The sequence below is a fragment of the Actinoplanes sp. NPDC051411 genome, from assembly GCF_040682075.1.
Lineage (GTDB): Bacteria > Actinomycetota > Actinomycetes > Mycobacteriales > Micromonosporaceae > Actinoplanes.
In genome coordinates this window covers 71440-98043 of sequence record NZ_JBFBAD010000020.1, presented here as the reverse complement: position 1 = coordinate 98043, position 26604 = coordinate 71440, and the positions used below count along the sequence as shown (strand labels likewise).

At 72.0% G+C, this 26604-nt stretch carries 27 protein-coding genes; 18 read left to right on the top strand and 9 right to left on the bottom strand.

Annotation, left to right across the window (positions count from 1 at the left end; translation table 11 throughout):
- Positions 1–25 precede the first annotated feature (25 nt).
- The 4 genes from AB0M88_RS14010 (at position 26) to AB0M88_RS13995 (ending at position 4701) form a co-directional block, all read left to right on the top strand.
- Entirely contained in the window at positions 26–244 is a 219-nt protein-coding gene (locus AB0M88_RS14010) for a hypothetical protein (protein ID WP_364100532.1), read from the top strand.
- A 21-nt stretch (positions 245–265) separates the two neighbouring features.
- Positions 266–1522 carry a M48 family metallopeptidase gene (locus AB0M88_RS14005; protein ID WP_364100529.1) on the top strand — a complete coding sequence of 419 codons (1257 nt, stop codon included), beginning with the start codon at positions 266–268 and terminating at the stop codon, positions 1520–1522.
- The gene (locus AB0M88_RS14000) at positions 1522–2646 is read left to right on the top strand and encodes a glycosyltransferase family 4 protein (RefSeq protein WP_364100526.1); all 1125 of its coding nucleotides are present in this window, start codon (positions 1522–1524) and stop codon (positions 2644–2646) included. Before AB0M88_RS14005 ends, AB0M88_RS14000 begins: the two co-directional genes overlap by 1 nt.
- Positions 2647–2748: 102 nt before the next feature.
- Complete coding sequence (locus tag AB0M88_RS13995; RefSeq protein ID WP_364100524.1) at positions 2749–4701, top strand: ABC transporter ATP-binding protein; 1953 nt, start codon at positions 2749–2751, stop codon at positions 4699–4701.
- Here the strand turns inward: AB0M88_RS13995 and AB0M88_RS13990 are convergent.
- From AB0M88_RS13990 to AB0M88_RS13980, 3 genes are read right to left on the bottom strand one after another with little or no spacing between them, the layout of a single operon-like run.
- The gene (locus AB0M88_RS13990; RefSeq protein ID WP_364100521.1) at positions 4682–5920 is read right to left on the bottom strand and encodes a hypothetical protein; all 1239 of its coding nucleotides are present in this window, start codon (positions 5918–5920) and stop codon (positions 4682–4684) included. The genes AB0M88_RS13995 and AB0M88_RS13990 overlap by 20 nt on opposite strands.
- Positions 5896–7179: a hypothetical protein gene (locus AB0M88_RS13985; protein WP_364100518.1), complete on the bottom strand. Its 1284-nt coding sequence runs from the start codon at positions 7177–7179 to the stop codon at positions 5896–5898. Before AB0M88_RS13985 ends, AB0M88_RS13990 begins: the two co-directional genes overlap by 25 nt.
- Before the next feature lie 55 nt (positions 7180–7234).
- The gene (locus tag AB0M88_RS13980) at positions 7235–8461 is read right to left on the bottom strand and encodes an MFS transporter (RefSeq protein ID WP_364100516.1); all 1227 of its coding nucleotides are present in this window, start codon (positions 8459–8461) and stop codon (positions 7235–7237) included.
- Between the two features lie 97 nt (positions 8462–8558).
- Between AB0M88_RS13980 and AB0M88_RS13975 the strand changes: the two genes are divergently transcribed.
- From AB0M88_RS13975 to AB0M88_RS13965, 3 genes are all read left to right on the top strand, one after another.
- Positions 8559–9119: a thioredoxin family protein gene (locus tag AB0M88_RS13975; RefSeq protein ID WP_364100513.1), complete on the top strand. Its 561-nt coding sequence runs from the start codon at positions 8559–8561 to the stop codon at positions 9117–9119.
- A 34-nt stretch (positions 9120–9153) separates the two neighbouring features.
- Positions 9154–9666 (top strand): MarR family winged helix-turn-helix transcriptional regulator, encoded by a 513-nt coding sequence (locus AB0M88_RS13970; protein ID WP_364100510.1) that lies wholly within the window; start codon positions 9154–9156, stop codon positions 9664–9666.
- Positions 9667–9728: 62 nt separating this feature from the next.
- Complete coding sequence (locus AB0M88_RS13965; protein WP_364100507.1) at positions 9729–10145, top strand: DUF4395 domain-containing protein; 417 nt, start codon at positions 9729–9731, stop codon at positions 10143–10145.
- Here AB0M88_RS13965 and AB0M88_RS13960 read toward each other — a convergent pair whose 3' ends face one another.
- Together AB0M88_RS13960 and AB0M88_RS13955 are read right to left on the bottom strand one after the other, a co-directional pair.
- Positions 10146–10814, bottom strand: a complete 669-nt coding sequence (locus tag AB0M88_RS13960) for a response regulator transcription factor (RefSeq protein WP_133872348.1) — start codon at positions 10812–10814, stop codon at positions 10146–10148.
- A gap of 7 nt (positions 10815–10821) precedes the next feature.
- Positions 10822–12453, bottom strand: a complete 1632-nt coding sequence (locus AB0M88_RS13955; RefSeq protein WP_364100559.1) for a GAF domain-containing sensor histidine kinase — start codon at positions 12451–12453, stop codon at positions 10822–10824.
- Between the two features lie 200 nt (positions 12454–12653).
- On the opposite strand from AB0M88_RS13955, the gene AB0M88_RS13950 reads away from it, so the two are divergent.
- From AB0M88_RS13950 to AB0M88_RS13925, 6 genes are all read left to right on the top strand, one after another.
- Entirely contained in the window at positions 12654–13100 is a 447-nt protein-coding gene (locus AB0M88_RS13950) for an SRPBCC family protein (RefSeq protein ID WP_364100504.1), read from the top strand.
- 73 nt (positions 13101–13173) lie between these two features.
- Positions 13174–14553, top strand: a complete 1380-nt coding sequence (locus tag AB0M88_RS13945; RefSeq protein ID WP_364100565.1) for a hypothetical protein — start codon at positions 13174–13176, stop codon at positions 14551–14553.
- A gap of 26 nt (positions 14554–14579) precedes the next feature.
- Positions 14580–15530, top strand: coding sequence for an ROK family glucokinase (locus AB0M88_RS13940; protein WP_364100501.1), 951 nt, complete (start codon positions 14580–14582; stop codon positions 15528–15530).
- Positions 15531–15570: 40 nt separating this feature from the next.
- On the top strand, positions 15571–16224 hold the full coding sequence (locus AB0M88_RS13935; RefSeq protein ID WP_364100498.1) for an endonuclease/exonuclease/phosphatase family protein: 654 nt from the start codon (positions 15571–15573) through the stop codon (positions 16222–16224).
- A 26-nt stretch (positions 16225–16250) separates the two neighbouring features.
- Positions 16251–17594 (top strand): NAD(P)-binding domain-containing protein, encoded by a 1344-nt coding sequence (locus AB0M88_RS13930; RefSeq protein WP_364100495.1) that lies wholly within the window; start codon positions 16251–16253, stop codon positions 17592–17594.
- On the top strand, positions 17591–18364 hold the full coding sequence (locus tag AB0M88_RS13925) for an alpha/beta fold hydrolase (protein ID WP_364100492.1): 774 nt from the start codon (positions 17591–17593) through the stop codon (positions 18362–18364). The genes AB0M88_RS13930 and AB0M88_RS13925 overlap by 4 nt, the downstream gene beginning before the upstream one ends.
- On the opposite strand, the gene AB0M88_RS13920 is transcribed toward AB0M88_RS13925, so the two are convergent.
- The gene (locus AB0M88_RS13920) at positions 18347–19807 is read right to left on the bottom strand and encodes a trehalose-6-phosphate synthase (RefSeq protein WP_364100490.1); all 1461 of its coding nucleotides are present in this window, start codon (positions 19805–19807) and stop codon (positions 18347–18349) included. The genes AB0M88_RS13925 and AB0M88_RS13920 overlap by 18 nt on opposite strands.
- Before the next feature lie 46 nt (positions 19808–19853).
- Complete coding sequence (locus AB0M88_RS13915) at positions 19854–20675, bottom strand: DUF308 domain-containing protein (RefSeq protein ID WP_364100487.1); 822 nt, start codon at positions 20673–20675, stop codon at positions 19854–19856.
- A 203-nt stretch (positions 20676–20878) separates the two neighbouring features.
- Between AB0M88_RS13915 and AB0M88_RS13910 the strand changes: the two genes are divergently transcribed.
- A complete protein-coding gene (locus AB0M88_RS13910) occupies positions 20879–21580 on the top strand; it encodes a lysophospholipid acyltransferase family protein (protein ID WP_364100484.1) in 702 nt (233 codons plus the stop codon).
- Here AB0M88_RS13910 and AB0M88_RS13905 read toward each other — a convergent pair.
- The gene (locus AB0M88_RS13905; protein ID WP_364100481.1) at positions 21531–22223 is read right to left on the bottom strand and encodes a Crp/Fnr family transcriptional regulator; all 693 of its coding nucleotides are present in this window, start codon (positions 22221–22223) and stop codon (positions 21531–21533) included. The two genes, AB0M88_RS13910 and AB0M88_RS13905, sit on opposite strands and share 50 nt — an antisense overlap.
- A gap of 241 nt (positions 22224–22464) precedes the next feature.
- Here AB0M88_RS13905 and AB0M88_RS13900 point away from each other — a divergent pair, with 241 nt between their 5' ends.
- The 4 genes from AB0M88_RS13900 (at position 22465) to proC (ending at position 25903) form a co-directional block, all read left to right on the top strand.
- A complete protein-coding gene (locus AB0M88_RS13900) occupies positions 22465–23319 on the top strand; it encodes a phosphotransferase (protein ID WP_364100478.1) in 855 nt (284 codons plus the stop codon).
- Positions 23320–23340: 21 nt separating this feature from the next.
- Positions 23341–23838, top strand: coding sequence for a polyadenylate-specific 3'-exoribonuclease AS (locus AB0M88_RS13895; protein ID WP_364100556.1), 498 nt, complete (start codon positions 23341–23343; stop codon positions 23836–23838).
- A 167-nt stretch (positions 23839–24005) separates the two neighbouring features.
- Positions 24006–25034, top strand: coding sequence for a 6-phosphofructokinase (locus AB0M88_RS13890; protein WP_364100475.1), 1029 nt, complete (start codon positions 24006–24008; stop codon positions 25032–25034).
- A gap of 56 nt (positions 25035–25090) precedes the next feature.
- On the top strand, positions 25091–25903 hold the full coding sequence (proC, locus tag AB0M88_RS13885; protein WP_364100473.1) for a pyrroline-5-carboxylate reductase: 813 nt from the start codon (positions 25091–25093) through the stop codon (positions 25901–25903).
- A gap of 19 nt (positions 25904–25922) precedes the next feature.
- Here proC and AB0M88_RS13880 read toward each other — a convergent pair whose 3' ends face one another.
- Positions 25923–26600 carry a DUF429 domain-containing protein gene (locus tag AB0M88_RS13880; RefSeq protein ID WP_364100470.1) on the bottom strand — a complete coding sequence of 226 codons (678 nt, stop codon included), beginning with the start codon at positions 26598–26600 and terminating at the stop codon, positions 25923–25925.
- Positions 26601–26604 lie beyond the last annotated feature (4 nt).

Genomic DNA, 26604 nt, shown 5'->3' with positions numbered 1-26604 from the left:
GGTAATTACCAACGAAGGAGGAGTGATGATCGTCGACTGCGGTCGCTGTCCCGGTTCGGGCCACTGCGCTGGCTGTCTGATCGGCACGCTGCTCGACACCCCCGACGGCATCGCCGACCTGACCCCCGGCGAGCTGCGCGCGATCGAGGTCTTCGAGCTGGCCGGCTTCGAGGTCGAGCTGCTCGAGACCCCGGAGCCGCCGGTGGTGGTCCCGATGTTCCCGCGCCGCCGCGACGTCGCCTGACGCGCTCTCTAGGATGGGCCGATGACGACGCGTGGCTGGGCCGCCCTGGTGCTGGCCGTGGTGCTCGTCGCCCTGGCCGTCTTCGCGGCGGTGACGATCCCGTGGCACCGCGCGCCGGCGCCCCGGGCCGACCAGGTGGCGTCGCTCGCCTCGCTGCCCAAGGACCAGGTCGCCCGCGCCCGGGCCTTCCACTCCGAGTTGCGCCCGGGTTCCTACGGATCGATGGCGATCGGCCTGATCGGGGCGCTGCTGCTCGGGCTGACCCCGCTCGGGGCCAAGCTGGTGTCGCTGGCCGGGCGCCCGTTCGGCGGCAACTGGATCGCCGAGGCGGTGCTCGGCGGGCTCGCCGTGGTTCTGGTCGTCGAGATCGTCACGCTGCCGTTCGCCGCCTGGCGGCACGTGATCGTGGTGCGTTACGGCATCTCCACCCAGTCCTGGGGCCCGTGGGCGGTCGACCTGGTCAAGTCGTTCGCGGTCGGCGCGGTCATCGGCGGGCTGGCGCTGCTCGGCTTCTACACGATCGTGCACTTCGCGCCCCGGCTCTGGTGGGCGTTCGGTGCGGTGGGCGCGGCCGCGCTGGTCGTGCTGCTCTCGTTCGTCCTACCGGTGCTGGTCGAGCCGGTCTTCAACAAGTTCACGCCGATGGCCGACGGCCCGCTGCGCTCGGAGCTGATCGCCTTGGCCGCCCGCGACGGCGTGCCGGTGCGCGACGTGCTGGTCGCCGACGCGTCCCGGCGCACCCGGGCGGTCAACGCCTACGTCTCGGGGCTCGGCCCGACCCGGCGCATCGTCGTCTACGACACCATGCTGACCGAGGCGACGCCCGGCGAGGTGGTCTCGGTGGTCGCCCACGAGCTGGGCCACGCCAAGGACAACGACGTGCTGACCGGCACCGTGATCGGGGCCCTCGGCACCGCGGCCGCGGTGATCGCGATCTTCCTGCTCGGCTCGTGGGGCGGCCTGCTCCGGCTGGCCGGCGTCGACTCGATCGGCGAGCCCCGCGGCATCGGGCTGCTGGTCGCCGTGGCCACGCTCGCCGGCCTGGCCGCCGGGCCGGCCCAGGGTTTCGTCTCCCGGCGCGTCGAGGCCCGGGCCGACACCCACGCGCTGGTGCTGACCGGCGATCCGGCCACGTTCGAGGCGATGCAGCGCCGCCTCGGCACGGTCAACCTCTCCGATCCCGACCCGCCGGCCTGGGAATACCTGATGTCCGCGTCCCACCCGTCCACCGTGGAACGGATGGCCGCGGCCCGTGCCTATGCCCGGGGCGCCGGCTGATGGGGCGCACGCTGCTCGTCACCAACGACTTCCCGCCCCGCCCCGGCGGCATCCAGCAGTTCGTGCACAACCTGGCGGTCCGGCAGCCGGCGGGCTCCCTGGTGGTCTACGCGTCGACCTGGAGGGGCTCGCAGGCGTTCGACGCCGAACAGCCGTTCGAGGTGGTGCGCGAGGCGACCGGGGTGCTGCTGCCGACCCCGGCGGTGGCCAGGCGGGCGGCCGAACTGGCCCGGGCCCACGACTGCGACCGGGTGTGGTTCGGTGCCGCGGCGCCGCTCGGGCTGCTCGCCGACGGTCTGCGGCGGCGGGCCGGGGTCGAGCGGGCGGTCGCGATCACCCACGGACACGAGATCGGCTGGGCCGCCCTGCCCGGCGCCCGCACCCTCCTGCGGCGCATCGCCCGGGGCAACGACGTGGTGACCTACCTCGGCGACTACCAGCGGATCCGGCTTCAGCGGGCGCTCGGCGGCCGGACCACGCTGCAGCGGCTGGCCCCCGGGGTCGACGTCGACACGTTCCACCCCGGGGTCGACGGCTCGGCGGTCCGCGCCCGCCACGGCCTCACCGGCCGGCCGGTGATCGTCTGCGTCTCCCGCCTGGTGCCGCGCAAGGGCCAGGACATGCTGATCCGGGCCCTGCCCGCGGTGCGGCGCCGGGTGCCCGACGCGGCGCTGCTGTTGGTCAGCGGCGGGCCCTACCGGCCCAAGCTCGAGCGGCTCGCGCGCGAGCAGGGCGTCGAGTCCGATGTGGTCTTCACCGGCTCGGTCCCGTGGGCCGAGCTGCCGCAGCACTACGCGGCCGGCGACGTCTATGCGATGCCCTGCCGCACCCGGGCCGGCGGGCTGGACGTCGAGGGCCTCGGCATCGTCTATCTGGAGGCCTCGGCGACCGGCCTCCCGGTGGTCGGCGGCGACTCGGGCGGCGCGCCCGACGCGGTCCGCGAGGGCGACACGGGATATGTGGTCGGCGGCCGCGACGTCGAGGCCCTGTCGGGCCGCCTGATCGACCTGCTCACCGACGAGGCGCGCGCCAAGGCGATGGGCGAGGCCGGCCGGGCCTGGGTCGAAGAGGAATGGCAGTGGCCCACCCAGGCCGCCCGCCTCGAGGCCCTGCTCGCGGGATAGCGACACCGCGTGAGTGAATCGCGACCGTCCGAAACCAGACAGACGCTCCGGCTCCCGATGGCATAGAAAGACCTCGGAGGGTTCTTCGAGACGGAGCCGCTGATGCCCCAGGCCGACGCCCTGACCGAGTCCATCACCCCCACTCCAGACCCCGCCGCGGGGCCGCCCAGATCGGACGAGGACGAACTCGACGACGGGGAACTGGCCCTGCCCTACTGGCTGACCTCGACCGAGGAGGCGGCCAACACCACCTTCCTCACGATGCTCAAACGGCTGCCCCGGCTGCTCCGGGAGGCGTGGCTTCTCGCCTGGCGGGCCAGCCGCCGGACCACGGTCGCGGTCGTCGTCTTCCAGATCCTCGGCGGCGCGGCCAGCGCGGTCGGGATGATCAGCGTGGTCGGCGTGTTCAGCGGCCTGCTCCAGGAGGGGCCGACGCCCGAGCGCGTGCGGGCCGCCGTACCGTCGCTGCTGTTGCTCATCGGAGCCGCCGCCGTCCGCGGAGCCCTCACCTCGGCCGCCGCCGCGGCCAACGGCCGTCTCGCGCCCCTGGTCTACCAGGCCGCCGAGATGCGGCTGCTCGACCTCACCACCCAGGTCGATCTGTCCACTTTCGACGATCCGGAGTGGCGGGACGCGATGGAACGGGCCCGCGACCGCGGCATCGCGGCCGCCGAGCAACTGGTCAACCAGGCGATCGACCTGGTCACCAACGTGGTCGGGCTGGTCGCGGCGGCCGGTGTGCTGGCCGCCCTGCACCCGGTCCTGCTGCCGCTGCTGGTGCTGACCGTGGTGCCGGTCGGGTGGGCGGCGGTGCGGTCGGCGAGGCTCGGGCATCGCCGGGTGCTGCGGCTGATCGCGGTCTGGCGGCGGCAGCGGATGCTGGCCGAGCTGCTCGCGGCGCGGGAGCCGGCGCCGGAGCTGCGGGCGTTCACGTTGCGCCGGTTCCTGCTCGGCGAGGTGCGGCGGCTGCTGCGGATCTCGACCAACGAGGAGATCCGGGTCGCCCGGCGGCAGGTGCGCACGACCCTGCTCGGCACGGTGCTCAGTTCGTGCGCGACCGGAATCACCTACGCGGCCCTGTTCTGGCTGCTGTGGACGGGACGGATGGCGCTGGCCGCGGGCGGCGCCGCCGCGTACGCGATCAACATGGGAATCGGAAAGCTCAGCGAAATCGCCTTCACCGCCAACCGGGTCTTTGAACAGGGTCTCTATTTCGCCGATTTCCAGGGCTTCTGCGAGCTGTCGCAGTCCCGCGCCGAGCGGAAGGGCGGCGAGGCGCCGCCGGCCTTCCGGGAGATCACGGTCGACCACGTCACCTTCCGCTATCCGGATGCCGAGCGCCCGGCCGTACGCGACGTGACCATGACCCTGCGCCGCGGCGAGGTGATCGCCCTGGTCGGCGAGAACGGCTCCGGCAAGTCGACGCTGGCCGCCCTGCTCGCGGGCCTCTACCGGCCGCAGGAGGGCACGATCAGCTGGGACGGGGTCGACCTTGTGAATCGGGACCCGGAGACCGTGCGCGAGCGGGTGGCCGTGGTCATGCAGGAACCGACCCGCTGGCCGCTCTCCGCCCGCGCCAACATCACGATCGGCCGGCACGCCCGGCCGGCGACCGAGACCGAGGTGCACGGGGCGGCCCGGGCCGGCGACGCCCACGACTTCGTGATGGAGCTGGCCCGGCAGTACGAAACCCTGCTGTCCCGCCACTTCACCGACGGCGCCGACCTCTCGGGCGGGCAGTGGCAGCGCCTGGCGGTCAGCCGCGCCTTCTATCGCGACGCCCCGCTGCTGATCTGCGACGAGCCGACCGCCAACCTCGACGCCCGGGCCGAGCACGACATCTACCAGCGGCTGCGGGAGCTGGCCGCGGGCCGCACGGTCGTGCTGATCACCCACCGCATGGCGAGCGTCCGCGAGGCCGACCGCATCTACGTGCTCGACCACGGCGCGATCGCCGAGGAGGGGAACCACGACGGCCTGATGGCGGCCGGCGGCATCTACGCCCAGCTCTTCACGCTGCAGGCGAGCGCGTACGCTACCCCGCCTGCTCCTTGATCCACCTCACGCATCCCTGGTCGACCACCGGGAACGGTTTGTTGAACGCCCGCACCGACGCGACGTCGAGAGTGTTCCCCTCCTGCAGCACGCCCTTGACGAAGTCGAACATGGCGGGCTGCCCGTACGTGCGGGCCATGCAGTCGACGGCCAGCTGGCCGAGGCCGTAGAACGCGTCGACCAGGATGCTCGGCGCGTCCTCGTCCAGCGACGGCAGGGCGATCGTCGCCGGCGGCTGCGGGCCGAAGAGGACGGCCCGCACGCTGGGCATCCGCGCGCCGCCGCGGGCCGGGTTGGGCCACGAGCCGATCCACTCGGCGATGCCCTCGGCGAGCCACTGGTCGGAGCGGAACGGATCGGCCCCGTCCAGTGTGATGACGTGACCCATCTCGTGCCGGACCGTGATCGGCAGCCAGTCGCGGTCGTCGCCGATCTGGCTCATCCGCAGCACGACGTCGACCCCGTAGCCGTTGAGCGGCATCGCGTAGCCGATCGCGTTCTCCCCGGCCAGCCCGCCGTACCAGGTGTTCCAGGCGCGGTCGTCGGCCAGGTAGACGCGGTAGCGGGTCTGCGGGGTGCCCAGGTAGCCGGCGAACCGGTCGTTGAGTGTGGCGGACCGCTCGGCGATGCTCAGGACGCGGTCGAGGTTCTTCGTCTCGCTCACCGGCCCGGCCACGGTGACCCGGGCGCCGCGCCGGATGACGAGCGGGCCGTCCTCCCAGGGCGCGTGTTCCAGCGAGTCTTCCTGACTCAGCGGGACCATGTCGGTGATGATCTGCCGGCCACCGGACCGCTCGATGGTGAGGCGCTGGTGGGCGTCGGGCGGATCGAGGCTGCCGTTCAGCGAACAGGTGCTGAAGCAGTAGGCGATGTTCGCGTCGACCGACAGAACGGTGTCGGACGGATCCGAGAGCGGTTCCGGCCGATAGGCGAACTGGGTGACGCCGAGCCCGCGCAGCGAGCGGAACATCTGCCGGTATCGCGGCCGCAGGGCGGGGGCGACCGCGTCCGTCCAGGCCTTCTCGTCGCCGGTCATCAGCGCGTGCGCCTGGTCCTGCAGCATCAGGGCCGCCCGGTCGAACAGCGACGGCCGGGCCGCCCCGGCCGCGGTCCCGGCCCCCCAGTGGCGCCCGGATCCTCCGATCGGGAGCGTCACGACCAGGACCAGCGCGACGGCCAGCGCGCCGGCGAGGCTCAGGCGACCTGTCCGCGAATCCACGTCATACACCCCTTGTCGACCTGCGAGAAGGGCTGGTGGAAGGCCGAGACGGACGCGATGTCGGGGCCGAGCTGCTCCTGCAGGACGCCCTTGGCGAAGGCGAAGAAGGCAGCTTCGCCGTACTTCGTGACCAGGCAGTCGACGGCGAACTGGGCCAAACCGAAGGACGCCCGGACCTTTCCCTCCGGGGTCGAGGCGGTGAGCTGCGGCTGGACGATGCTCTTCGGCGCGTGTCCGCTGTGCATCAGGGTGTGGACGTCGGCGGCCCACGGGCCGGTCCGGGCCGGGTCGGGCGACGAGCCGATCCAGTTGGCGACGCCGTCGCTGAGCCAGCCGGTGTCCGCGCCGGAATAGTCGGCGGCCGTGTCCAGCTGCTGGCCCAGCGCGACGACCTCGCCGAGCTGGCTGCGCACGATGAACGACAGCGAGTCCTTGTCTTTGCCGATCTCGTCGATCCGCACGACGACGTCGGCGCCGCTGCCCGGCAGCGGCATCGTGTAGGCGACGCCGGCCTCGGTCGACCTGCCGTACCAGTCCGTCCAGCCCGCCTTGTCGGCCAGGTAGATGCGGTAGCGGCGCTGTTGGTTGCCGACCGCGGCGGCATAGCGGTCGGCGACGGCGGCGCCGCGCTCGGCGATCGACAGCACGTTGTCGAGGTATCCGGCCTCGCTCGGCGGCGCGGCGACGGTCACGCGGGGGCCGCGCTTGAAGACCAGCGGCCCGGTCTCCCACGGGGCCGGCGCGAGGTGGTCGTCCTGCGCGTACTGGACCATGTCGGTGATCACCGGCCGCTTGCCGACCGTCTTGACGGTCAGATGCTGATGGGCGTCGGGCGGGTCGACGCCCCCGCCGCCGGTGACCGAGCAGTCGGTGAAGCAGTAGGCGATCTTCCCGTCGATCGACAGGGCCGGATCGGTCTCGCTGCCCAGCAGCAGGGGCCGGTAGCGGAACTGCGTGACGTCGAGCGCGCGCAGCGACACGTACATCTGCCGGTAGGTCGTGCGCAGCTGGGGCTGACCGGGGTCGACCGCGGCCAGCCAGCCGTCCTCGTCGCCCGCGATCAGGGCGCGGGCCTGCGCGTCGAGCATCTTGGACGCCGTGACGAACGGGGAATCGCCGGGATCGCTCGCGAGCGCCGGGCCGGTCCGGGCGCCGTCGTCATCTCCGCGCAGGCTCGGAAGGGCGAACGAGAACGCCACCACGGCCAGGGCCACGACAACGCTCACGATGCCGATCAGATGCCCACGCTTGTCGATCATGACGGGCATCCAACCAGAACCGCCGCGCCCCGGATGACCCGGGCGGCAAATGCCGCTAACCGAAGGTTTCGGCGACTTCGGCCGGGTGGGGCGGCGCCGGCGCCGCGGCGGTCCGGGTCATTTTCCGTACGCCCGGAACCGCCAACTGCGACAGCGCCGCCAGCAAGAGCACAGCCGCGCAGGCGACCAGCACGCGGTTGATGCCGTACGCGCGGGAGAGCGGCCCGGCCAGCGCATTGCCGATCGGCATGGCCAGGAACGACGTCAGGTAGTCCCAGGAGGCGACCCGCCCGAGCGCCCGGTGCGGCACATGGTCCTGGATCGCGGTCTCCCAGGCCACGTCGAAGAAGAACAGTCCGGCGTAGCCGATCACCGCCCCGGCCAGCACCGCGGTGAGAACGGCCGGCCACACGTACGCCAGCGCCCAGAACGGCATCAGCATCAGCGTGAGCCAGCCCGCCCGGAGCGGGTGCCGGGGCCGGAAGCGGAGGCCGAGGCCGGCGCCGAGGAAACCGCCGAGGCCCTCGGCCGAGGCGATGAAGCCGGCCGCCGAGGCCCCGCCGAGGCGCTGGATCGCGACCACCTGCACGAGGACGAGGATCACGCCGTTGGCGATGTGGTACGTCGTGGCGGCGAACAGGCCGCCGACCAGCCAGTCACGCTGGCTGATCTCGCGCCAGCCGTCGCGCATCTCGCTCAGCATCGACTCGTGTGGCCCGCGCTCGGCCCGCACCCGCAGCAGCAGGGCGGCCGCCATCGAGGCGAGGAAACTGGCCGCGTTGACCGCGAACCCGGCCGGGGCGCCGAACGCGGCCACGGTGAGACCGCCGAGCGCCGGGCCGACCACCGAGCTGCCGGTCTGCAGCATGCTCAGCGTCGCGTTGGCCCGCTGGCGCTGCTCGGCCGGCACCAGCAGAGGTTTGAGGGAGCTCATCGCCGGGCTGAAGAAGCTGCCCGCCCCGGCCGAGATCGCGGCGACCGTGCAGAGCAGGGCCAGGTGGTAGCCGTGGCCGAGGAACATGACGGCCAGGGCGGTCGCGCCGGCCAGCCGCACGAGGTCGGAGCCGACCATCACGTGCTGGGGCTGGAGCCGGTCGGCCCACACCCCGCCGAACAGCGAGCAGACCAGCATCGCCACGACCGAGGCGGCCATGACCAGGCCGAGGTCGCCGGCGCCCCCACCCGCCTGGACCACGGCGACGGCCAGGGCGACGGTCTGGAAGCCGTTGCCGACCCAGGAGAGCGTCTGGCCGGTGGCGAGCAGGCGGAAGTCGGAAACCACGGGCTCAAGCTAATTCATCGTCTAACTATTCACAATCTAAAAATCAGATGCCATAGCGATCATGGTGGTGCCGGGGGGAGGGTGGCAGAGTGGGCCTATGGATCCGGTAGGGATAGGGGCGGTCGTCCTGGCGCTGGCCGCCGGGGCGGCCGGAGGCGCGTGGTGGAAGCGCGCGAACGGCCGGCTGCGTGACGTCGCCCCGGCCGGCTCGGTGCCGAGCGACGGAGGCGTGGACCGGGCCACGCCTGTGGACAACGCGCAGAAAACGTCAGACCCGGCTGCTTTACTCGTCCCCACCCAGGACGGGGTGGGGGGTGGGCGGCGGGGCGGGGAACCGGTCGGCCGGCCGATCGACCCGGGGACGCTGGCCGGACTCGGCGTCGGCCCGGGCGAGCAGATCACGCTGCTGCAGTTCTCGTCCGCCGTGTGTGCGCCCTGCCGGGCGGTCAGCCGGCTCAGCGCCGAGGTCGCCGGTGAGGTGCCGGGCGTGCGCCACGTCGAGGTCGACGCCGAGGAGCACCTCGACGCGGTCAAGACGCTGGGCATCTGGCGCACGCCGACACTGCTGGTGCTCGATCGCGAGGGCCGCATCGTCAAGCGGGCCACCGGCGTACCCCGGAAACCGCAATTGATTGCGGCCGTGAGGGAAACGCTTTGACGTCTGATTATCAGACGGTGGCACAATCGAGAGCGTGAGCGAGCAACCGCGTGACAGCGTCGATGACCATGTGGCGCGCTGGGCGGCGTTCTGGAAGGACGATCCCACCTTCGCGCCCGAGGTCGAGGGTGTCCTGGTGCGGATGAACTACATCCTGCGGGAGCTGCGCCGGGGCGACGCGGCCGCCTTCGCCGGGTCGAAGGACATGTCGCTGGAGGACTACAAGACGCTGCACGCGCTGATGGTCCAGCCGTGGCCGGTCGAGGCGACCCCGGCCCAGCTCGCCGACACCCTCAACATCACCCGGGCCGCGGTCACCAGCCGGCTCGACCGGCTCGTCGCGGCCGGGCTGGTCACGCGGGAGATCGACGAGACCGACCGGCGCCGGGTGCTGGTGCGCCCGACGGCGGCCGGGCGCACGGCATGGAACAAGTACATCTTCGAGGGCTCGGCCCGCGATCAGCGGATGCTCGGTGCGCTCACCGAGGACGAATTGAAGCAGCTCAATGCCCTGCTGCGGAAGGTGCTGATTTCCCGGGAAAGTTGATGAAAATTCCGGTGATGGCCCTCACGCAGCTTTTCCCGCCGCCCGGTGCGACGCTACGCAGCATGGAACTCGACCCGCGTGGGCAGCGCTTCGCCGCCGCCGTGACCAGCCTGGTTCTGGTCGTCATCCTGCTGACCGGGTGGGGCTGGCTGGCGCTCGCGCAGGCGCTGGTCTTCGCGATCACCGCCTATGACCCGCGCAAAGGCCCCTACGGCCTGGTCTATCGCGCGCTGGTGCTGCCCCGGATCGGGCCGCCGGCCGAGCGCGAGCCGGCCGCGCCGGTGCGCTTCGCCCAACTGGTCGGCTTCGCCTTCGCCGCGGTGGCGACGATCGGCTATCTCAGCGGGGTGACCGTGCTGGGCGTCGTCTTCGCCGCCTTCGCCCTGCTGGCCGCGTTCCTCAACGCCGCCTTCGGGCTGTGCCTGGGCTGCGAGGCCTACCTTGCCCTGCGCCGGTTGCGTCCGGCGCAGGCCAGATAATCAGAATTTAGGAGCGTCGGGAGCCTCGAGCAGGCCCAGCCGCAGCGCCGTCATCAGCGCCTGCGCCCGGTTGGCCGCCCCGAGCTTCTCGTAGAGCTTCGAGATGTGGGTCTTGGCGGTGGACTCGGAGACGAACAGCTGCTTGGCGATGCCGGCCACGCTCATGCCGTCGGCCAGCAGCCGCAGCACCTGACCCTCACGCGGGGAGAGCTGCGGGCCGGACGGGGCGAGCCGCCGCTTCATCGCCTCGGCCAGGTCGGCCGCGGTGAACGCGCTCGGCGCCGAGGCGGCGTGCCGGGCGGCCGCCACAACCTCGTCGGCCGGCGCCGTCTTGGGCACGAACGCGCTGGCCCCGGCCTCGAGTGCGCCGAACAGCTGGTCGTCGCCCGCGTACATCGTGAGGACCACGATGCCCATGTTGGCGTTGTTCTTGCGGAGGGCCTTGGTGGCTTCGAGGCCGCTGCCGTCGGGCAGGCGGAGATCCATGATCACCACGTCGGGCTGCAGGGCGCCCGCCTGACGGACCGCCTCGGCGGCCGTGGCGGCCTCGCCGACGACCTCGAACTGACGGTCGCGCTCGAATGCGTGTCGCAGCCCCTTGCGAATGAGGTCGTGGTCGTCCACCAGGAGGACCTTGGTGCGCGCAGTCGGCGCCGGACTGGTCGACATGCTCGGGTTACTCCCCTTCTGGAGCGGAAACGCTATTCCGCACGCTATCGCGCCTAGCCGGAGATCCGAGCACTACAGCTACGGTTGTCCCGCTGGGGTGTCGCGGCGTGATCTTGAGTCTTCCCCGGATGCGTTCGGCCCGCTCGGCCATGATGGTCAAGCCGTAACGCCCGTCCGGTCGGTCGTCCGCGAACCCCTTGCCGTCGTCGGAGACCTCGATCTCGGCGAACGGCGGGTCAACGGTGCAGGTCACCCACAGATTAGAGGCACCGGCGTGTTTGCGCGCATTGGTGATCGCCTCCTGAGCGATCCTCAGCAGCTCCGCCTCGGTGGCGGCGGGCAGGCGCGCGGTCGATTCGTCGAACGTGAAGTGCACCCGCAGCCCGGCACTCGTGCCGAGCGTACGGGCGTATTCCGCGATGGCGGCGGCCAGACCGCCGTTGCGGTCCACCTCGGACCGCAGCTCGAACAGGCTCAGCCGCAGCTCGGTGATCACCCGCGTCACCTCGCCGCGGAGCGTGCGCAGCTCCTCGGCCGTCTCCTCGGCGCCCTCGGGCAGCGTGGCCTGCGCGTTGTCGATGCCGTAGCCGACCATCACGAGTTCCTGGGCCACCCCGTCGTGGATCTCGCGGGCCAGCCGCTGCCGCTCCTCGTTGGTGGCGAGCGACCGCACGTCGTCGAAGAGCAGGGCGGCTTCCAGCCGCAGGGCGGCCGGTCCGGTCACCCCGGTCACTTCGGCGAGCACCGATGACGGGTACGCACTGGAGACATCCGCCTCGAGGATGACCAGGCCGATCGTGCGTACGCCGGCGACCAGCGGGACGACCAGGGACGAGACGTCGCCGCCCCGATGCGACCGGGCCTGCGACCGGCTGGCCGTCTGCGGCTGCTGGCTCGCCCAGGCGTCGGCGATCGCCGAGTCGGCGTCCAGCGTGGTCTCCCAGTCGACGCGGTCGGCGCCGGTCTGGGCCAGCACGACCAGGCGGCCGCCGCCGCTCGCCGAGAGCACGGCCGCGCGGTCCCCCGGCGCGACCAGCCGCAGCTCTTCGAGCAGGTGCTCGGAGATGCCGCCCGGGTCGAGGGTGGCGCCGGGCAGCGAGCGGGCGACGCTGCGCAGCTGGGTGAGCAGGCGGGTCGCCTCGGCGTACGGCTGCGGGGTGGGCTCGGCCGGCTGCATGAACTGGCGCATGGTGTCGGCCGCGAACGTGACGATCGCGCCGAGGACCAGCCACTGGCCGCCGGCGGCCAGGAAGCCGGGCTGGGTGATCGGGTTCTGGTCGCGGCCGGCGAGCAGGGTGCCCCCGACGACCAGCGAGACCGCGGCCACCCCGAGCAGCGCGGCGCCCTCGGTCGGGCGGCGGCGCAGGGCGGCGGTCAACAGCGGGACGGCCAGGTAGGGCAGCACCGCCTCGGCGCCGAAGCCGGCGTCCACAGTGCGGCTGAGGTCGGCCGCGGCGGCGATCGAGCCGGCCGCCAGCCCGGTGATCGCGACCTCGGCGAACCGGCCCAGCGGGCCCAGCACCCGGTGGTCGGGTGCGAGGAACGCGGGCAGCGCGGCCACCACGAGCAACGCTATCCAGCGGAGCTCGGCGACGTCGCGGGTGGCGATCCAGGTGAGGGCCGCGACCAGCGCGAGCATGATGGCACGCGCGGCCGCCGCGAGCGGCTGGGCGCGCGCGGGGACACTGGGGAGGACCGGCACCTGACGGATGGTAGTCGCACCTGGCCGGAGCGGCCTATCTGCCGGTCGGCCGGGTACGGTTCCCCCGGCCGTCGGCCGATTCCGAGTAGTCGGGCCGGTCACCCGGAATGCCGGGCCCACGGGGTAGCCTCCCGTGCATGGCGGATACCTCGACGCAGTCGATCCAGGTCCATGCGCCCGTCGACCGCGTGGCCGCGGTGATCAGCGACTTCCGGCGCTACCCGGAGTGGGCCGACGCCATGAAGCTGGTCGAGGTCCTCGAGGAATACGAGGACGGGTACGCGGCCCGGGTGCGGTTCGTGATCGACGCCGGGGTGCTGGCCGACGACTACACCCTCGACTACGAATACGCGGAGGACCTGACCCGCATCGAGTGGCACCTGGTCGCGCCGTCCAAGACCCAGAAGTCGCAGAACGGCTCCTACGACCTGGCCGACAACGGCGACGGCACCACCACGGTGACCTACACGCTCGAGGTTGAGCTCTCCATCGGCATGCTGGGCATGTTCCGCCGCAAGGCTGAAAAGATGATCATGGACACGGCGCTGAAGACGCTCAAGCGCCGGGTGGAGAGCCTGTCCTGAACTTCGCTTCGCGAGAGCGGCCATAGTTGAAGCGGCCATAGTTGAAGAGTGAATGTCGGCGTGAGGAGGGGTCATGGCGGGAACGGCACGAGACGAGGCCGAGCGGCTGGTCGCGGCGGTCCTGGCGATGGCCGGCTCGGCCGGCGCGAGCGACAAGGCCGATGACAAGACCGGCGACAAGGCCGATGACCGGAGCGGTGATCGGGTCGGTGAGCGGGTCGCGGCCGGGCTGGGCGCTCTCAGCGACACGCTCTCCAGCTTCCTGGGCAGCCTGAGCAGTCCCCCGAGGGGCGAGGCCGACGACGGCCCGGCCGGCAGCGGGAGTGGCGGCGACGCCGGCAGCGCGACGGCTGGTGGCGACACCGGCGGCGGCCCGACCGGCAGTGTGAGTGGCGCCGAGCGCGGATCGGCCGGCGACAGTTCGGACGCCGGGCGGCCCGGGACGGGCCGTCGCAGTGGTGACCGCGACCTCGATGCGACGGCGAAAGGCCGGCATCAGGGCGGTGCCTGGGCGACCGGCAGCGCCGAGTGCTGCGTCTGCCCGGTCTGCCGGGTGATCTCCACGATGCGTGACCCGAGCCCCGAGACCGCGGTCAAGCTGGCCATCGGTGCGGGCGAACTCGCGACCGGCGTGGCGAGCGTCATGCGCGCCTTCTCCTCGATGGTCGGCGAGCGGCGCACCACCACCACCCCGCTGCCCGCCCGGCCCCGCCCGGAAAACCGCGACGAAAACTGGGCCACCGCCACCCGCACCACCAACCGTCCCGATGACGCGTGGTCCGCCGCGACCAACCCGGCGCCGGGCGATCCACCGACGGCGGCGACCACGGCCCCGGGTCAGGCGGGCGAAGCGGCCGTAACCGGCCCGCGGCCCGCGGCGGCGAGTTCGGAGGTGGCGCCGGCTGGTGAGGAGGTGGCGCCGGCTGGTGAGACCGCGGCGGCCACACCGCAGGCGATTAGTGGGACTGTGCCGGCGCGCGGTGACGCGTGGTCGGCGGCGACGACGACCAGCGCGACCCAGGCGGCCGCCGAGCATGCGGCCGAGGTCGCGGCGCGGGCCGCGCGACGGGCCGCCGAGCAGGCGGCTCAGCGGGAGGCGGCCCGGGCGGCGTCCCAGCGGGCAAAGGAAGCGGCCGCGCGGGTCGCCGAGGCGGTCCGGCTAGCCGACGCCGCGCGCGATCTGGGAAGCGCTGACGCCGCGCGCGATCTGGGAAGCGCTGACGCCGCGCGTGATCCGAGAAGCGCCGGCGGGGCCGACGCCATGCGCGGTCAGGGAAGTGCCGAGGGCGCTGGTGCGGGTGGGGCGCGGCCGCGTACCCCTCGGAAGCGGGACGTCTGGGCCGCCGCGACCGCCGATGCGGGTGTTGCCGCCGTAGGCGGCGAAGAGACGTTGGATCATGATGATCCGGGCACCGAAGTGGGCGACGATGCTCGCGGCGACGACTCGGCTTAGATAGCAGCAGCAGCAGAGGAGACAGCGTGACGCTGACCATCGGAGTCGACGTCGGCGGCACGAAGGTGGCCGGTGGGGTGGTCGACGAGCACGGCAACGTGCTGGCCTCCAACCGGCGCAGCACCCCGGCCGAGGATCCCGCCGGCACCCGCGACACGATCGCCGAGGTGGCCGCCGAGCTGGCTCGCGAGCATCCCGAGGCGACCGCGATCGGCATCGGCGCCGCCGCCTGGATCGACGCCGCCGGGTCGACCGTGCTGTTCGCGCCCAACCTGGCCTGGCGGGACGAGCCGCTGCGCGACTACGTGGGCAAGCAGGTCGGGCTGCCGACCGTGCTGGAGAACGACGCCAACGTCGCGGCGTGGGCCGAGTTCCGGTTCGGTGCCGCGCGGCAGGCCGACGACTCGATGGTGATGATCACCGTGGGCACGGGGATCGGCGGCGGGATCGTGCTCGGCGGCAAATTGTGGCGCGGGGCCAACGGTATGGCGGGCGAGCTCGGTCACATCCAGTCGGTGCCCGACGGTCATCCCTGCGGCTGCGGCCGGCTCGGCTGCCTGGAGCAGTATGCCAGCGGCAACGCGCTCGTCCGGTTCGCCCGGGCCGGTGCCCGGCAGGAGCCGGAGAAGGCCGCTCAGCTGCTCGAACTCGCCGGTGGAGATCCGCTGGCGATCTCCGGGCGGCAGATCACCGAGGCCGCCCGGGCCGGTGACGGGGTGGCCCGCGACGCGTTCGCCCAGATCGGCTACTGGCTCGGTGTGGCGATGGCCGATCTCGCGCAGAGCTTCGACCCCCAGATCCTGGTGGTGGGTGGCGGCGTTATCGACGCGGGGGACCTTTTGATGGGCCCGACCCAGCGGACCTATCGGGACCAGCTCGCCCAGCGCGGCCGGTTCCCGATCGCCGAGGTGGTCGCGGCCCAGATGGGCAACACGGCCGGGGTGGTCGGCGCCGCCGACCTGGCCCGGCGGATCTGAAGCGACGGGGGTCAGGGTGTCCGGGGTTCCGCTGCGGGTGATGAGTTACAACGTCCACGGGCTGGCGGATGACCGGGTGGCCCTGGTCTCGCTGATCCGCGATCTCGAGCCGGACGTGCTGATCGTGCAGGAGGCGCCGCGGCGGTTCCGCTGGCGGCACAAGTGCGCGGCGCTGGCCGACGACACCGGCCTGGTGGTGGCCGCCGGTGGCATGCCCGCGCTGGGCAACCTGCTGCTGGTGAGCATGCGGGTGGCGGTGCGCGACACCTGGTGCACCCGGTTCCCGTTGACTCCGGGCCGGCACATGCGCGGGGCCGCGTTCGCCCGCGGGACGGTGCGCGGCGGCCGGTTCACGCTTTCCGGCTCGCACCTGTCGACCGACCCGGCCGAGCGCCCGTCGCAGGCCGCGGTCTGGAAGGAGCAGCTCGCGACGGTCGAGGGCCCGCTGATCGTGGCCGGCGACCTCAACGAGGGGCCGGCCGGCAGTGCCTGGCGGATGGTCGAGGACGGCCTGTCGACGGCCACCGAGTCGGGGCCGACCTTCCCGGCCTCGCTGCCCGCCCGGCGCATCGACGGGATCTTCGTGTCGACGGACATCGCCATCCAGAAATACGAGGTCGTGGACGACGAGCGGGCGCTTTCGGCGAGTGATCACCTGCCGGTCATCGCCGACCTTGTCCTCCCTTCCTCGTAGGGGTACCGATCTGGCAGGATTCGCCCGTGCAAGACACCCCCTCCGAGGTTGCCGACCGCCATGACGCGATCTGTGTCATCGGCGCCGGCGCCAGCGGACTCGCCGCCATCAAAAACCTGCGTGAGCACGGGTTCGCCGTCGACTGCTACGAGCGCGAGACCTCGGTCGGCGGCGCCTGGAACTGGCGGCACGACCGCAGCCCGGTCTATGCGAGCACGCATCTGATCTCGTCGCGGCCGCTGACCGAGTTCCCCGACTTCCCGATGCCCGACTCGTGGCCCGACTATCCGCATCACAGCCAGGTGTTGTCCTATCTGGAGCGGTACGCCGAGCATTTCGGGCTCGACGACTACATCTGGTTCGGCACCGAGGTGGTCTCGGTGGTGCCGGCCGGCGACGGGCGCTGGGACGTGACCACCCAGTCGACCGGCGGCGGCTCGTCCCGGGTGCAGCGCTACGCCGGGGTCGTGGTCGCCAACGGGCACAATTGGGCGCCCGCCGAGCCGGCGATCGAGGGCGAGTTCCGGGGCGGGCGCGTGATCCACTCCTCGGCGTACAAGGATCCGGCGATGCTGCGGCACCGCCGGGTGCTGGTGATCGGCGGCGGCAACACCGGCTGCGACATCGCGGTCGAGGCGGCCCAGCACGCCGACGCGGTCTGGCACTCGACCCGGCGCGGTTACTGGTATGCCCCGAAATACGTGTTCGGGCGGCCCGCCGATCAGGTGGCTTCGAAACTGAGCAGGTTGCCTCTGAAGGTGAGGCAGTGGCTCTATCGCCGCACGCTGGCACTGACCACGGGCGATCTGACCCGCTTCGGTGTCAGGAAACCCGATCATCAACCGTTCGAGAGCCACCCGATCGTCAACAGCCAGCTCGCGTACTACCTGGGCCACGGCCGCATCACCGCGGTCGGCGACGTGACCCGGTTCGACGGTCAGACGGTCGAGCTGGCCGGCGGGCGGCGCATCGAGCCCGACCTGGTGATCACCGCGACCGGCTACGCCCCGCGGTTCGAGTTCCTCGAGCCGGGCCTGCTCGACGCGGACGCCGACGGCCGCCCCGACCTGCATCTGCACGCGTTCGCCCGCAAGCACCCGACGCTTGCCGTGGTCGGGCTGCTGCAGCCCGACGCCGGTCTTCTGCCGCTCGCTCACTGGCAGAGCGTGGCGGTGGCCCGCTGGCTGCGGCTGCGGGCCGCCGACCCGGAGCGGGCCACCGCGGTGCAGCAGAAGGAGTCGGCCCGCCCGGTCCGCACCTGGTCGCGTCGCCAGGTGGTGCCGACCCGTCGCCACTGGTTCGAGGTCGACCACGTCGACTACCTGCGGGCGGTCGAGGGCCTGCTGCGCGAGATGGAGGCGGCCACATGATCATCCGTTTTCAGGACTGGACCGACCCGGTGCCGCCGTTCGAGCGGGAGGTCGTCAGCCGGCTGCCCGAGGACGAGTCGACCGGCAAACCACCGTTGCTCTTCGTCCCCGGCCTCGGGCACGGCTCCTGGGTGTGGACCAGTTGGCTCACCCATGCCGCTGGTCGCGGCTTCCGGGCGTACGCGGTGACGCCGCGCCCCGGCGGCGACCTCCGCGCACACGTCCACGACGTGGTGCAGACAGCCGTCTCGTTGCCCAGGCAGACGGTGCTGATCGGGCACGGGGCGGGCGCGCTGACCGTCGCGTACGCCCTCGGCCGTTATCCGGCCCGGGCCGCGGTGCTGGCCGCCCCGGTCCTGGACGGCTGGACGACCCTGTGGACCGCGTTGCGGGCCAACCCGTTCGGCACCCTGCCCGCGATCTTCGGCGGTCGACTGGGCCTCACCCGGCGCCAGCTGTTCGGCGACCGTCTTGCCGTCGAGCAGGCCGGCGAATATCTGGGACGGCTCGAGCGCGTACGCCCCCGGCGCGAGCTGGTCACCCACCGGCCGGCGCCCGATCCGGTCGGCGCCCCGCCGGTGCTGGTGGCCGGCAGTCCCGACGACCGGATCGTGCCGCGGGCCTCGCTCGACCGCACGGCGGCCCGCTACGGCGGTGCCCCGCTGCTCTTCCCGGGCATGGGCCACGACCTGATGCTCGACGAGGGCTGGTCCGAGCCGATCGGGGCGATCCTCGACTGGCTCGAGAAACAGCTAGCGCCGGGCGCCTAGCTGCTGAGTGCTCAGCGTCGCCCGACGTCTTTGCTTGGGCACCTGGGCGGCGAGGCGGCCGGTGTGGTCGAGGGCTCGCAGATAGTCGCGGGCCCAGGCGAGGATGTCGTGCCGCGTGATGTATTTGCGCATCGCGGCCATCCGCCGGGCCAGGTCGGCCGGGTCGGCGTTCATCGCGTGCAGCAGGGTGTCCTTGAGCCCGTCGACGTCGTGCGGGTTGACCTGGAACGCGTCGTCCAGCTCGTCCGCCGCCCCGGCGAACTCGCTGAGCACCAGCGCCCCGGTGTCTTCCGGCCGGGCCGCCACGTATTCCTTGGCGACCAGGTTCATCCCGTCGCGCAGCGGGGTCACGACCATGACGTCGGCGGTCTGGTAGAGCGCGGCCAGGTCGGCCCGGTCGAACGGCTGGTTGAGGTAGTGGATGGCCGGCTCGCCGACCCGGCCGTACTCGCCGTTGATCCGCCCGACCTCGCCCTCGATGCGGTCGCGCAGGCCCCAGTAGCTCTCGACCCGTTCCCGGCTCGGCACCGCGACCTGCACCATCACCGTGTCGCGGACCTTGATCCGCCCGTCGCGCAGCAGCTCGCTGTACGCCGTGAGCCGGTGCTCGATCCCCTTGGTGTAGTCGAGCCGGTCGACGCTGAGCAGCACCCGCTTGTGGAGCCCCAGGTCGTGCCGGAGCTGCCGGGCCTGGTTGATCACGTAGGGCCGGGCCGACATCGTGCGCATCTCGGCGACGTCGATCGAGACCGGGAACGCTCCGGTGCGGACGACCCGGCCGTCGACCGGGATCGCGTCGTCGGCGCCCTCGGAGCCGAGCAGCTTGGCCGCCAGCTGGGCCACGTTGTGGGCCGCCTGCGGCCGCTGGAAGCCGACCAGGTCGGCGCCGAGCATCCCGCGCATCAGCTCGACCCGGCGCGGGAGCTGCATGAACAGTTCGGGCGGCGGGAACGGCACGTGCATGAAGAACCCGATCAGCAGGTCGGGCCGCAGTTCCCGGAGCAGCTGGGGCACGAGCTGGAGGTGGTAGTCCTGCACCCAGATCGCGGCGCCGGGCTCGGCCACCTCGGCCGCCGCCTCGGCGAACTTCCGGTTGACCGCGCGATAGGTCTCCCACCAGCCGCGGTCGAAGACCGGTGGCTCGACGGCGTCGTGGTAGAGCGGCCACAGTGTCGAGTTGGCGAAGCCCTCGTAGTAGCCGCGCAGCTCGGGCTCGGAGAGCGCGACCGGTCGCAGCCGCAGCGTGCCGATGTCGGGCAGTTGGGGCGCCGGGCCGACCCCGCCGGCCCAGCCGACCCAGGTGGCCGGGGTCTTCTGGAGGATCGCGTGCAGGGCGCTGGCGAGACCTCCGGGGCTCCGCCGCCATTCGCAGGCCCCGTCGGGCGCGGCGTTGTCATCGAGCGGGAGCCGATTGGCGACGACGACCAGGGAGCTCTGACGCATCACCGAAGGTTACTGCATGGCTACCCAGATATATACGGATGGTGATCTATACGACCGCGCCGTCGTCGAACTCGTCGTCGTCCTCGTCGTCGCCCGACCGCAGCCGCCAGACCAGCATCACGGCGCCGGAGACGATCGCCGCGAAGCCGAGCAGGGTCACGTAGTCGGTGTCGATCGGCAGCAGGGTCGGGAAGAGGAACAGCACGAATCCGAGCACCACGCCGAGGATGCCCATCACCGCGTACTTCGAGATGCGGGGCAGGGGCGGGGGCGGCGGCGGGACGTAGCGCTCGTCGTCGTCGCCCTCCATGTCGTCGAGGTCGTCGAGGAGGGACGGCGGGTCGGGCTGGTCGGTGCGCCGGCGGTTGAGCGTGATGCCGGAGAAGTCGGTCGCCGACTGGAGGCGCGGGGGAGCGGGCGGCGGCTTGGCCGGACCCTCCTCGATGCCCTCGGAGGCCGGCCACGGTGGGGCGGCGGTCGGGTCGGGCGCGGTGTGGAAGCCGGCGATGATCTGGGCCCACGCGGCGTCGACCTCGGCCTGCGGGACCGCCGGTGCGGCGGTCGGGTCGGCGGGCGGGGGCGGCGGAGTGGGCAGCTCGCCGCCGGTCGCCTTGTGGAGGAACTCGCGCGCGGTCTCGAGCTGGGCGCGGTCGACGTAGAGACGGTCGGTGGGCCGGGCGGGAAGCGTGGTGGCGCGCAGGATCGGGTTGAGGTCGGCGGTGGGCTGTAGGTATGCCGCGATGCCGCTGGCCCCGAGCACGTCGAGGAGGTGCTCGCCGATGCGTGGATCGACGTCACCCGCGACCGCGTAGTCGGACGCGTCTATTCCGTTGTCCCGCCGCCCGCGACGGGCGCCACCCGCTGTCACCCCTGCACACTCCCTCGCCGACCGTGCCTTGAATGGTGACACGACAGGTACCGGTTGCGGGAGTGCGTTGTGGCGCGCCGTCCCGCTTCCCATCCGACCGCCCCGCCCACCACCCTTAAGCGGACTGAAGGCTTTAGTGTTCCCCTCACGTCCCCCCACGCCGAATGTCCCGGAGAAGCCCGGAAGTCCCGGAGAGGACACCGTTGTTCTACTGGCTGCTCAAGTACGTGGTTCTCGGTCCCCTGCTGAGACTGCTCTTCCGCCCCGACGTGCAGGGACTGGCCAACGTGCCCGCCGCCGGGCCGGTGATCCTGGCCTGCAATCACCTATCGTTCTCCGACTCGATCTTCACACCGCTTCTGGTCGCGCGCAGGGTGACGTTCGTCGCCAAAGCGGAGTACTTCACCGGTCAGGGGATCAAAGGGCGCCTGATGCGGCGGTTCTTCCTCGCCACCGGGACGATTCCGGTCGACCGGTCGGGCGGGCAGGCCGCCCAGGCGGCCCTCGACACCCTGCTGAGAGTGCTGGGTGAGGGCGGAATAGCCGGGATCTATCCGGAGGGCACCCGGTCGCCCGACGGCCGCCTCTACCGCGGCAAGACCGGGGTGGCCCGGCTCGCCCTCGAGAGCGGCGCGGTGGTGGTGCCGGTCGCGCTGCTCAACACCGATGAGATCCAGCCCACCGGCACGCTCATGCCCAAGATCAAAAGAGTGCGGATGCGCTTCGGCGCACCGCTGGACTTCTCCCGGTACGCGGGAGGAAGAGGCGACCGGTTCGTCGAGCGCACCATCACCGACGAGATCATGTACGAGCTGATGGCGATGACCGGCCGTCCGTACGTCGACGTTTACGCCGTCAAGAAACAGCCATCCCCGCCCGTCGCCGCAGCGCCTGCAGGTCGGTGACCACGATCCGGCGGCCCTCGGTGCGCAGCCAGCCGCGGCTGGCGAACGAGCCGATCGCCTGGTTGACGCTCTGCCGGGAGCCGCCGGCCATCTCGGCCAGCTGACTCTGGTTGAGCTCGATCGTGATCATCGGGGCCTGGCTCTCGCCGGCCAGCCGCACCAGCGTCTTGGCCACCCGGCCGGGCAGGTCGAGGAAGACATGGTCGGTGTTCTGCTCGGTGAGCCGCCGGATCAGCGCGCCGACCGAGCGCATCACCGCGTCGAGGATGCGCGGATTGGAGTGCACGAGATCCATGAACGCGGCCCGCGACAGCGTGAGGGCCTGGCAGTCCTCGATGGCCTCGGCCGAGGCGCTGCGGGCCGACGCGTCCAAGAGGGACACCTCGCCCAGCACGTCGGGCGGGCGCACCACGGTGAGCACCGCGCGCTCGCCGGTCGGCGCGGTACGGAAGATCGCGACCGCGCCCCGCTTGAGAATGATGAGTGATTCGCCGGGATCGTGCTCGACGAAGATGATTTGACCCTTGCGGTAGTTGCGCGGAACGGCCGTGGCGATGACCCGCTGCCGGACGTCAGACTCCAGCCCGGCGAACATCTCCACGCCGGTGAGCGCGTCGCCGTCGTTCGGCAGACGATGGTCCACGGCGCTATCCCTCCCCCGGTGGGGACTCGCGTCGACGACCCAGCCGGCGCCGGCCCCACGACGCGAACGATCACTATTAGCACGAAGCAAGCCCCGGGCGCCATTTTCCAGGCCCGGCAACCGGAACCGCTCGTACGATCATGTCGTGATAGTGGCTATCTGTAAACCGTTCCATCGCCTTGCGTGATTGCCGCCCAGCTTGTCCGTCGCTTTTGGCCTGTGTGCCGCGATAATCCCGCTCGTGCCGGATGACGAGCTCGTTCGATCGACCCTGCGCGATGAGTGGCATCTCGTCCCGCACCAGATCACCACCCTGCGGGGCACCCTGCTCTCCCGCGCCTGGGAGGTGACCACCGGCGACGACCGGTACGTCTGCCGGCTCAGCGATCTCGCGGTGCGCCGCCCGGTCGAGGCCGGCCTGGCCGCCGCCGGTCATCTCCGCGGCCGGGGCATCGCGGCCGGCGATCCGGTGCGGACACTCGGCGGCAAGCTGACCGTGCGGACCGCCGACGGCGTCCTGGCGGTGCTGCGCCGGGTGCCCGGCCGGCGGCTGGACGGCGGCGACCCGGTCGACCAGCAGTGGTGGGGCGACCGGCTGGGCGCGGTGCACCGGGCGCTCCAGGGGTTCCACCACCCGGCGCTGCGGCGGTGGCAGGCGCTCGACACGGACGCGCCGCACCTGGCCCGGGAACCGTGGCTGCGGGCCGCGGTGACCGGCGCGCTGACCGCCACGACGCGGCTCACGGTCACCGACCGGCTGACGTACGGCGTCCTGCTCGGCGACCCGGCGCCCGGCACCTTCGTGGTCGACCCGGCGACCGGCCGGGCCGGGCTGCTCGACTGCGGGGCGAGCGGCACCGGCCCGCTGGTCTACGACGTGGCCGCCGCGATCGTCTACGCCGGCGGCACCGAACGGGCGGCCGAGCTGATCGACGGCTACCTGGCCGCCGGCCCGGTCAGTGCGGACGAACTCGAGGCGGCGCTGCCGGTGCTGCTCCGGCTCGGCTGGGCGGTGCGGGCCTTCCACGCCGCCCAGCACGGCTGCGAGGAGTCGCTCGAGGTCGCGCGGCAGGCCCTGGAGTCGGCGGCCGGCTGACCATGAGCGAGGATGAACCCGATGCCCTACCGCTACTTTTATGACTGCGAGTTCATCGAGGACGGCCGTGTGGTCGACCTCGTCTCGATCGGCGTGGTCGACGAGAACGGTCGCGAGTTCTACGCGATCAGCACCGAGTTCGACGACTCCCGGGCGATCCCGTGGGTCCGGCGCAACGTGCTCGAAAAACTACCCAGCCCGGGGGACAAGGCCTGGCGCTCCCGCGAGCGCATCCGCGACGACCTGTACGCGTTCCTCATGGAACCGGTCCGCGGGCGCGACGAGGAGATCGAGCTCTGGGCGTGGTACGCGGCGTACGACCACGTCGTCCTCGCCCAGCTCTGGGGTGCGATGCCGGCCCTGCCCCGTGAGATCCCGCGCTTCACCAAGGACCTGCGCCAGCTCTGGGACGACCGCGGCCGTCCCAAGCTGCCCACGATGGCCGGCCGGCACGACGCGCTCGTCGACGCCCGGCACAACCTCGCCCGCTGGAACGTCCTTTCGCCGAACAACGCGTAGCCGGGGCGTTTAGGCTGACCCGGTCGGGGGAGGCGCTTTCGTCCGGGGATGTGACGGCGACTAAAGTGCGGCTTGCGCCCGCCCCGGGCCCGGCAACGCTGCCGACCGGGTTTTCAGCGACGGGCCATCTGCTTCTCGCATACCCGATCAGGGAGGACGAGCAAATCATGCGCATCGGCGTGCTCACCGGCGGCGGCGACTGCCCCGGTCTCAACGCGGTGATCCGGGCGGTGGTCCGCAAGGGCGTCGCCGCGTACGGTCACGAGTTCGTCGGCTTCCGCGACGGCTGGAAGGGCCCGCTGGAGGGTCTGACGAAGCCGCTCGGCATCGCGGAGGTTCGTGGCATCCTGCCGCGCGGCGGCACCATCCTCGGCTCCTCACGCACCAACCCGTTCAAGATCGACGGGGGTGTCGACCGCATCAAGGCCAACCTGGCCGAGCAGGGCGTCGACGCGCTGGTCGCGATCGGCGGCGAGGACACCCTGGGCGTCGCCACCAAGCTCAACGACCTCGGCGTCAACGTCGTCGGCGTGCCGAAGACGATCGACAACGACCTCAACGCGACCGACTTCACGTTCGGCTTCGACACCGCGGTCAACATCGCGATGGAGGCCATCGACCGGCTGCACACCACCGCCGAGTCGCACCACCGCACGCTGGTCGTCGAGGTCATGGGCCGGCACGCCGGCTGGATCGCCCTGCACGCCGGCCTGGCCGGTGGCGCCAACGTGATCCTGCTGCCCGAGCGCAACTTCGACGTCGAGCAGGTCGCGACGTACGTGACCAAGCGCTTCCAGGTCGAATACGCGCCGATCGTCGTGGTCGCCGAGGGCGCGCAGCCGCTCGAGGGCCAGATGGTCACGCGCACCCAGGAGCTCGACTCGTTCGGCCACGTCCGCCTCGGCGGCATCGGCCAGTGGCTGGCCGAGCAGCTGGAGGAGAAGACCGGCAAGGAGGCCCGCACGGTCGTGCTCGGGCACATCCAGCGCGGTGGCACCCCGACCGCATTCGACCGGGTGCTCGCGACCCGCTTCGGCCTCCAGGCGATCGACGCCGTCCACGAGGGCGATTTCGGTAAGATGATGGCGCTACGGGGCACCGACATCGTGCGCGTGCCGCTGATCGAGGGCACTGGCGAGCTGAAGACCGTTCCGCTCTCCCGCTATGAAGAGGCCGAGGTCTTCTTCGGTAGCTGAGTCGGCGTTTTTCCGGGGGCGGCCGATGGCCGCCCCTTTTTCATTGAAGGGGCACCATGACCAAGAGCAGTGTCGCCGTGATCGGCGCGGGCAAGCTCGGCGAGCTGGTCCTCGCCGGACTGCTGCGGGCCGGCTGGCCGCCCGAGGGGGTGCTGGCCACCACCCGGCGCCCCGAGCGGGCGGCCGAGCTGGGCGAGCGCTACGGCATCCGCCCGGTGCCCAACCTGACCGCGGTCACCCAGGCCGACGTGCTGCTGATCGCGGTGAAGCCGCAGGACGCGGGCCGCCTGCTCGACGACTTCGGGATGAAGGTGCCGCCCGGCAAGCTCGTGGTCTCGCTCTGCGCAGGCCTGCCGACCGGCTTCTTCACCGAGCGGCTGCCGGGCGGCATCCCGGTCGTGCGGGTCATGACCAACACCCCGGCCAAGGTCGACCAGGCGATGACCGTGATCTCGCCCGGGCCGCACGTGACCGAGGAGCACCTGGCGCTGACCGAGGAGATCTTCCGGCCGCTGGGCGCGACGATGCGGGTGCCCGAGTCGCAGCAGGACGCGGTCACCGCGCTCTCCGGTTCCGGCCCGGCCTACTTCTACTTCCTGGCCGAGGCGATGATCGACGCCGGCGTTCTGCTCGGGCTGCCGCACGCGGTGGCGCGCGATCTGGTCGTGCAGACCGCGGCCGGCGCGGCGGCGATGCTGCGTGACTCCGGCGACGAGCCGGTCAAGCTGCGGCAGGCGGTCAGCTCGCCCGCCGGCACCACCGTCTCGGCGATCCGCGAGCTGGAGAACCACGGCGTGCGTGGCGCGATGATGACCGCGCTGGAGGCGGCCCGCGATCGCGCGCGGCAGATCGCCGCCGAGCTCACATAGGAGCCTCTTTTCCGTTGGGCTAATACCAGATCGCGATCTTCGCTCCGTTGTCCTCCTCCGGCGGGTCGGGGTGGCTCAGCGCCGCCCCGGTGGCCATCCGGTGGGCCGTCCAGGCGACCGCGGCCGCGTCCAGGATGTCGTCCGGCGGGGCCTGGCCGGCCGGCCCGATCTGGTCCGGCAGCACGATCCCGTTCTTGACGAGCAGCTCACGGCGCCGGGCCTGGCCGGTCCACGTCTTCTTCGCGTACGCCAGCGGCTCGCCCGCCATCGTGCGGAAGCTGACCTCGGGGTGGGCCTCGAAGAGGAGGCCGGGGTGGCGTTCCCAGATCGCGTTGGCCTCGAGGAGCTTGGGCCGCAGGGCCCACGACTGCCGGCTGAGGCCGGCCCCGGTGAGCTCGCGGCAGACCCGGTTGGCGGCGGCGAAGTCGGCCTCCTGCCAGACCGCGCGCGGCGGCACCCGGAAGACGCTGCCCCGGCGCGGTCCGAGCTGGTCGGCGGCCAGCGAGTCGGCGGCGCGCCACTTGTCCGGCAGCATGCCGAGCGGAATGTCCACTCCGATCACCGCGGCGCCGGAGCCGCCCGCGACGATCTCGTAGAGCGAGGAGGCGAGCACCGCCCGCCCGAACGAACCATCCCGCAATTCGACCCCGACCCAGCCGAGCGCGTACGCGTCGACTCCGATCACGTGGATGCTCATCGCT

What these genes read in the sequence shown, in the direction of transcription:
- AB0M88_RS14010 (WP_364100532.1), top strand. Translation starts at nt 26, where the DNA reads ATGATCGTCGACTGCGGTCGCTGTCCCGGTTCGGGCCACTGCGCTGGC.
- AB0M88_RS14005 (WP_364100529.1), top strand. Translation starts at nt 266, where the DNA reads ATGACGACGCGTGGCTGGGCCGCCCTGGTGCTGGCCGTGGTGCTCGTC.
- AB0M88_RS14000 (WP_364100526.1), top strand. Translation starts at nt 1,522, where the DNA reads ATGGGGCGCACGCTGCTCGTCACCAACGACTTCCCGCCCCGCCCCGGC.
- AB0M88_RS13995 (WP_364100524.1), top strand. Translation starts at nt 2,749, where the DNA reads ATGCCCCAGGCCGACGCCCTGACCGAGTCCATCACCCCCACTCCAGAC.
- AB0M88_RS13985 (WP_364100518.1), bottom strand. Translation starts at nt 7,179, where the DNA reads ATGATCGACAAGCGTGGGCATCTGATCGGCATCGTGAGCGTTGTCGTG.
- AB0M88_RS13975 (WP_364100513.1), top strand. Translation starts at nt 8,559, where the DNA reads ATGGATCCGGTAGGGATAGGGGCGGTCGTCCTGGCGCTGGCCGCCGGG.
- AB0M88_RS13965 (WP_364100507.1), top strand. Translation starts at nt 9,729, where the DNA reads ATGGAACTCGACCCGCGTGGGCAGCGCTTCGCCGCCGCCGTGACCAGC.
- AB0M88_RS13960 (WP_133872348.1), bottom strand. Translation starts at nt 10,814, where the DNA reads ATGTCGACCAGTCCGGCGCCGACTGCGCGCACCAAGGTCCTCCTGGTG.
- AB0M88_RS13955 (WP_364100559.1), bottom strand. Translation starts at nt 12,453, where the DNA reads ATGCTCGCGCTGGTCGCGGCCCTCACCTGGATCGCCACCCGCGACGTC.
- AB0M88_RS13950 (WP_364100504.1), top strand. Translation starts at nt 12,654, where the DNA reads ATGGCGGATACCTCGACGCAGTCGATCCAGGTCCATGCGCCCGTCGAC.
- AB0M88_RS13945 (WP_364100565.1), top strand. Translation starts at nt 13,174, where the DNA reads ATGGCGGGAACGGCACGAGACGAGGCCGAGCGGCTGGTCGCGGCGGTC.
- AB0M88_RS13935 (WP_364100498.1), top strand. Translation starts at nt 15,571, where the DNA reads ATGAGTTACAACGTCCACGGGCTGGCGGATGACCGGGTGGCCCTGGTC.
- AB0M88_RS13925 (WP_364100492.1), top strand. Translation starts at nt 17,591, where the DNA reads ATGATCATCCGTTTTCAGGACTGGACCGACCCGGTGCCGCCGTTCGAG.
- AB0M88_RS13920 (WP_364100490.1), bottom strand. Translation starts at nt 19,807, where the DNA reads ATGCGTCAGAGCTCCCTGGTCGTCGTCGCCAATCGGCTCCCGCTCGAT.
- AB0M88_RS13895 (WP_364100556.1), top strand. Translation starts at nt 23,341, where the DNA reads ATGCCCTACCGCTACTTTTATGACTGCGAGTTCATCGAGGACGGCCGT.
- AB0M88_RS13890 (WP_364100475.1), top strand. Translation starts at nt 24,006, where the DNA reads ATGCGCATCGGCGTGCTCACCGGCGGCGGCGACTGCCCCGGTCTCAAC.
- proC (WP_364100473.1), top strand. Translation starts at nt 25,091, where the DNA reads ATGACCAAGAGCAGTGTCGCCGTGATCGGCGCGGGCAAGCTCGGCGAG.
- AB0M88_RS13880 (WP_364100470.1), bottom strand. Translation starts at nt 26,600, where the DNA reads ATGAGCATCCACGTGATCGGAGTCGACGCGTACGCGCTCGGCTGGGTC.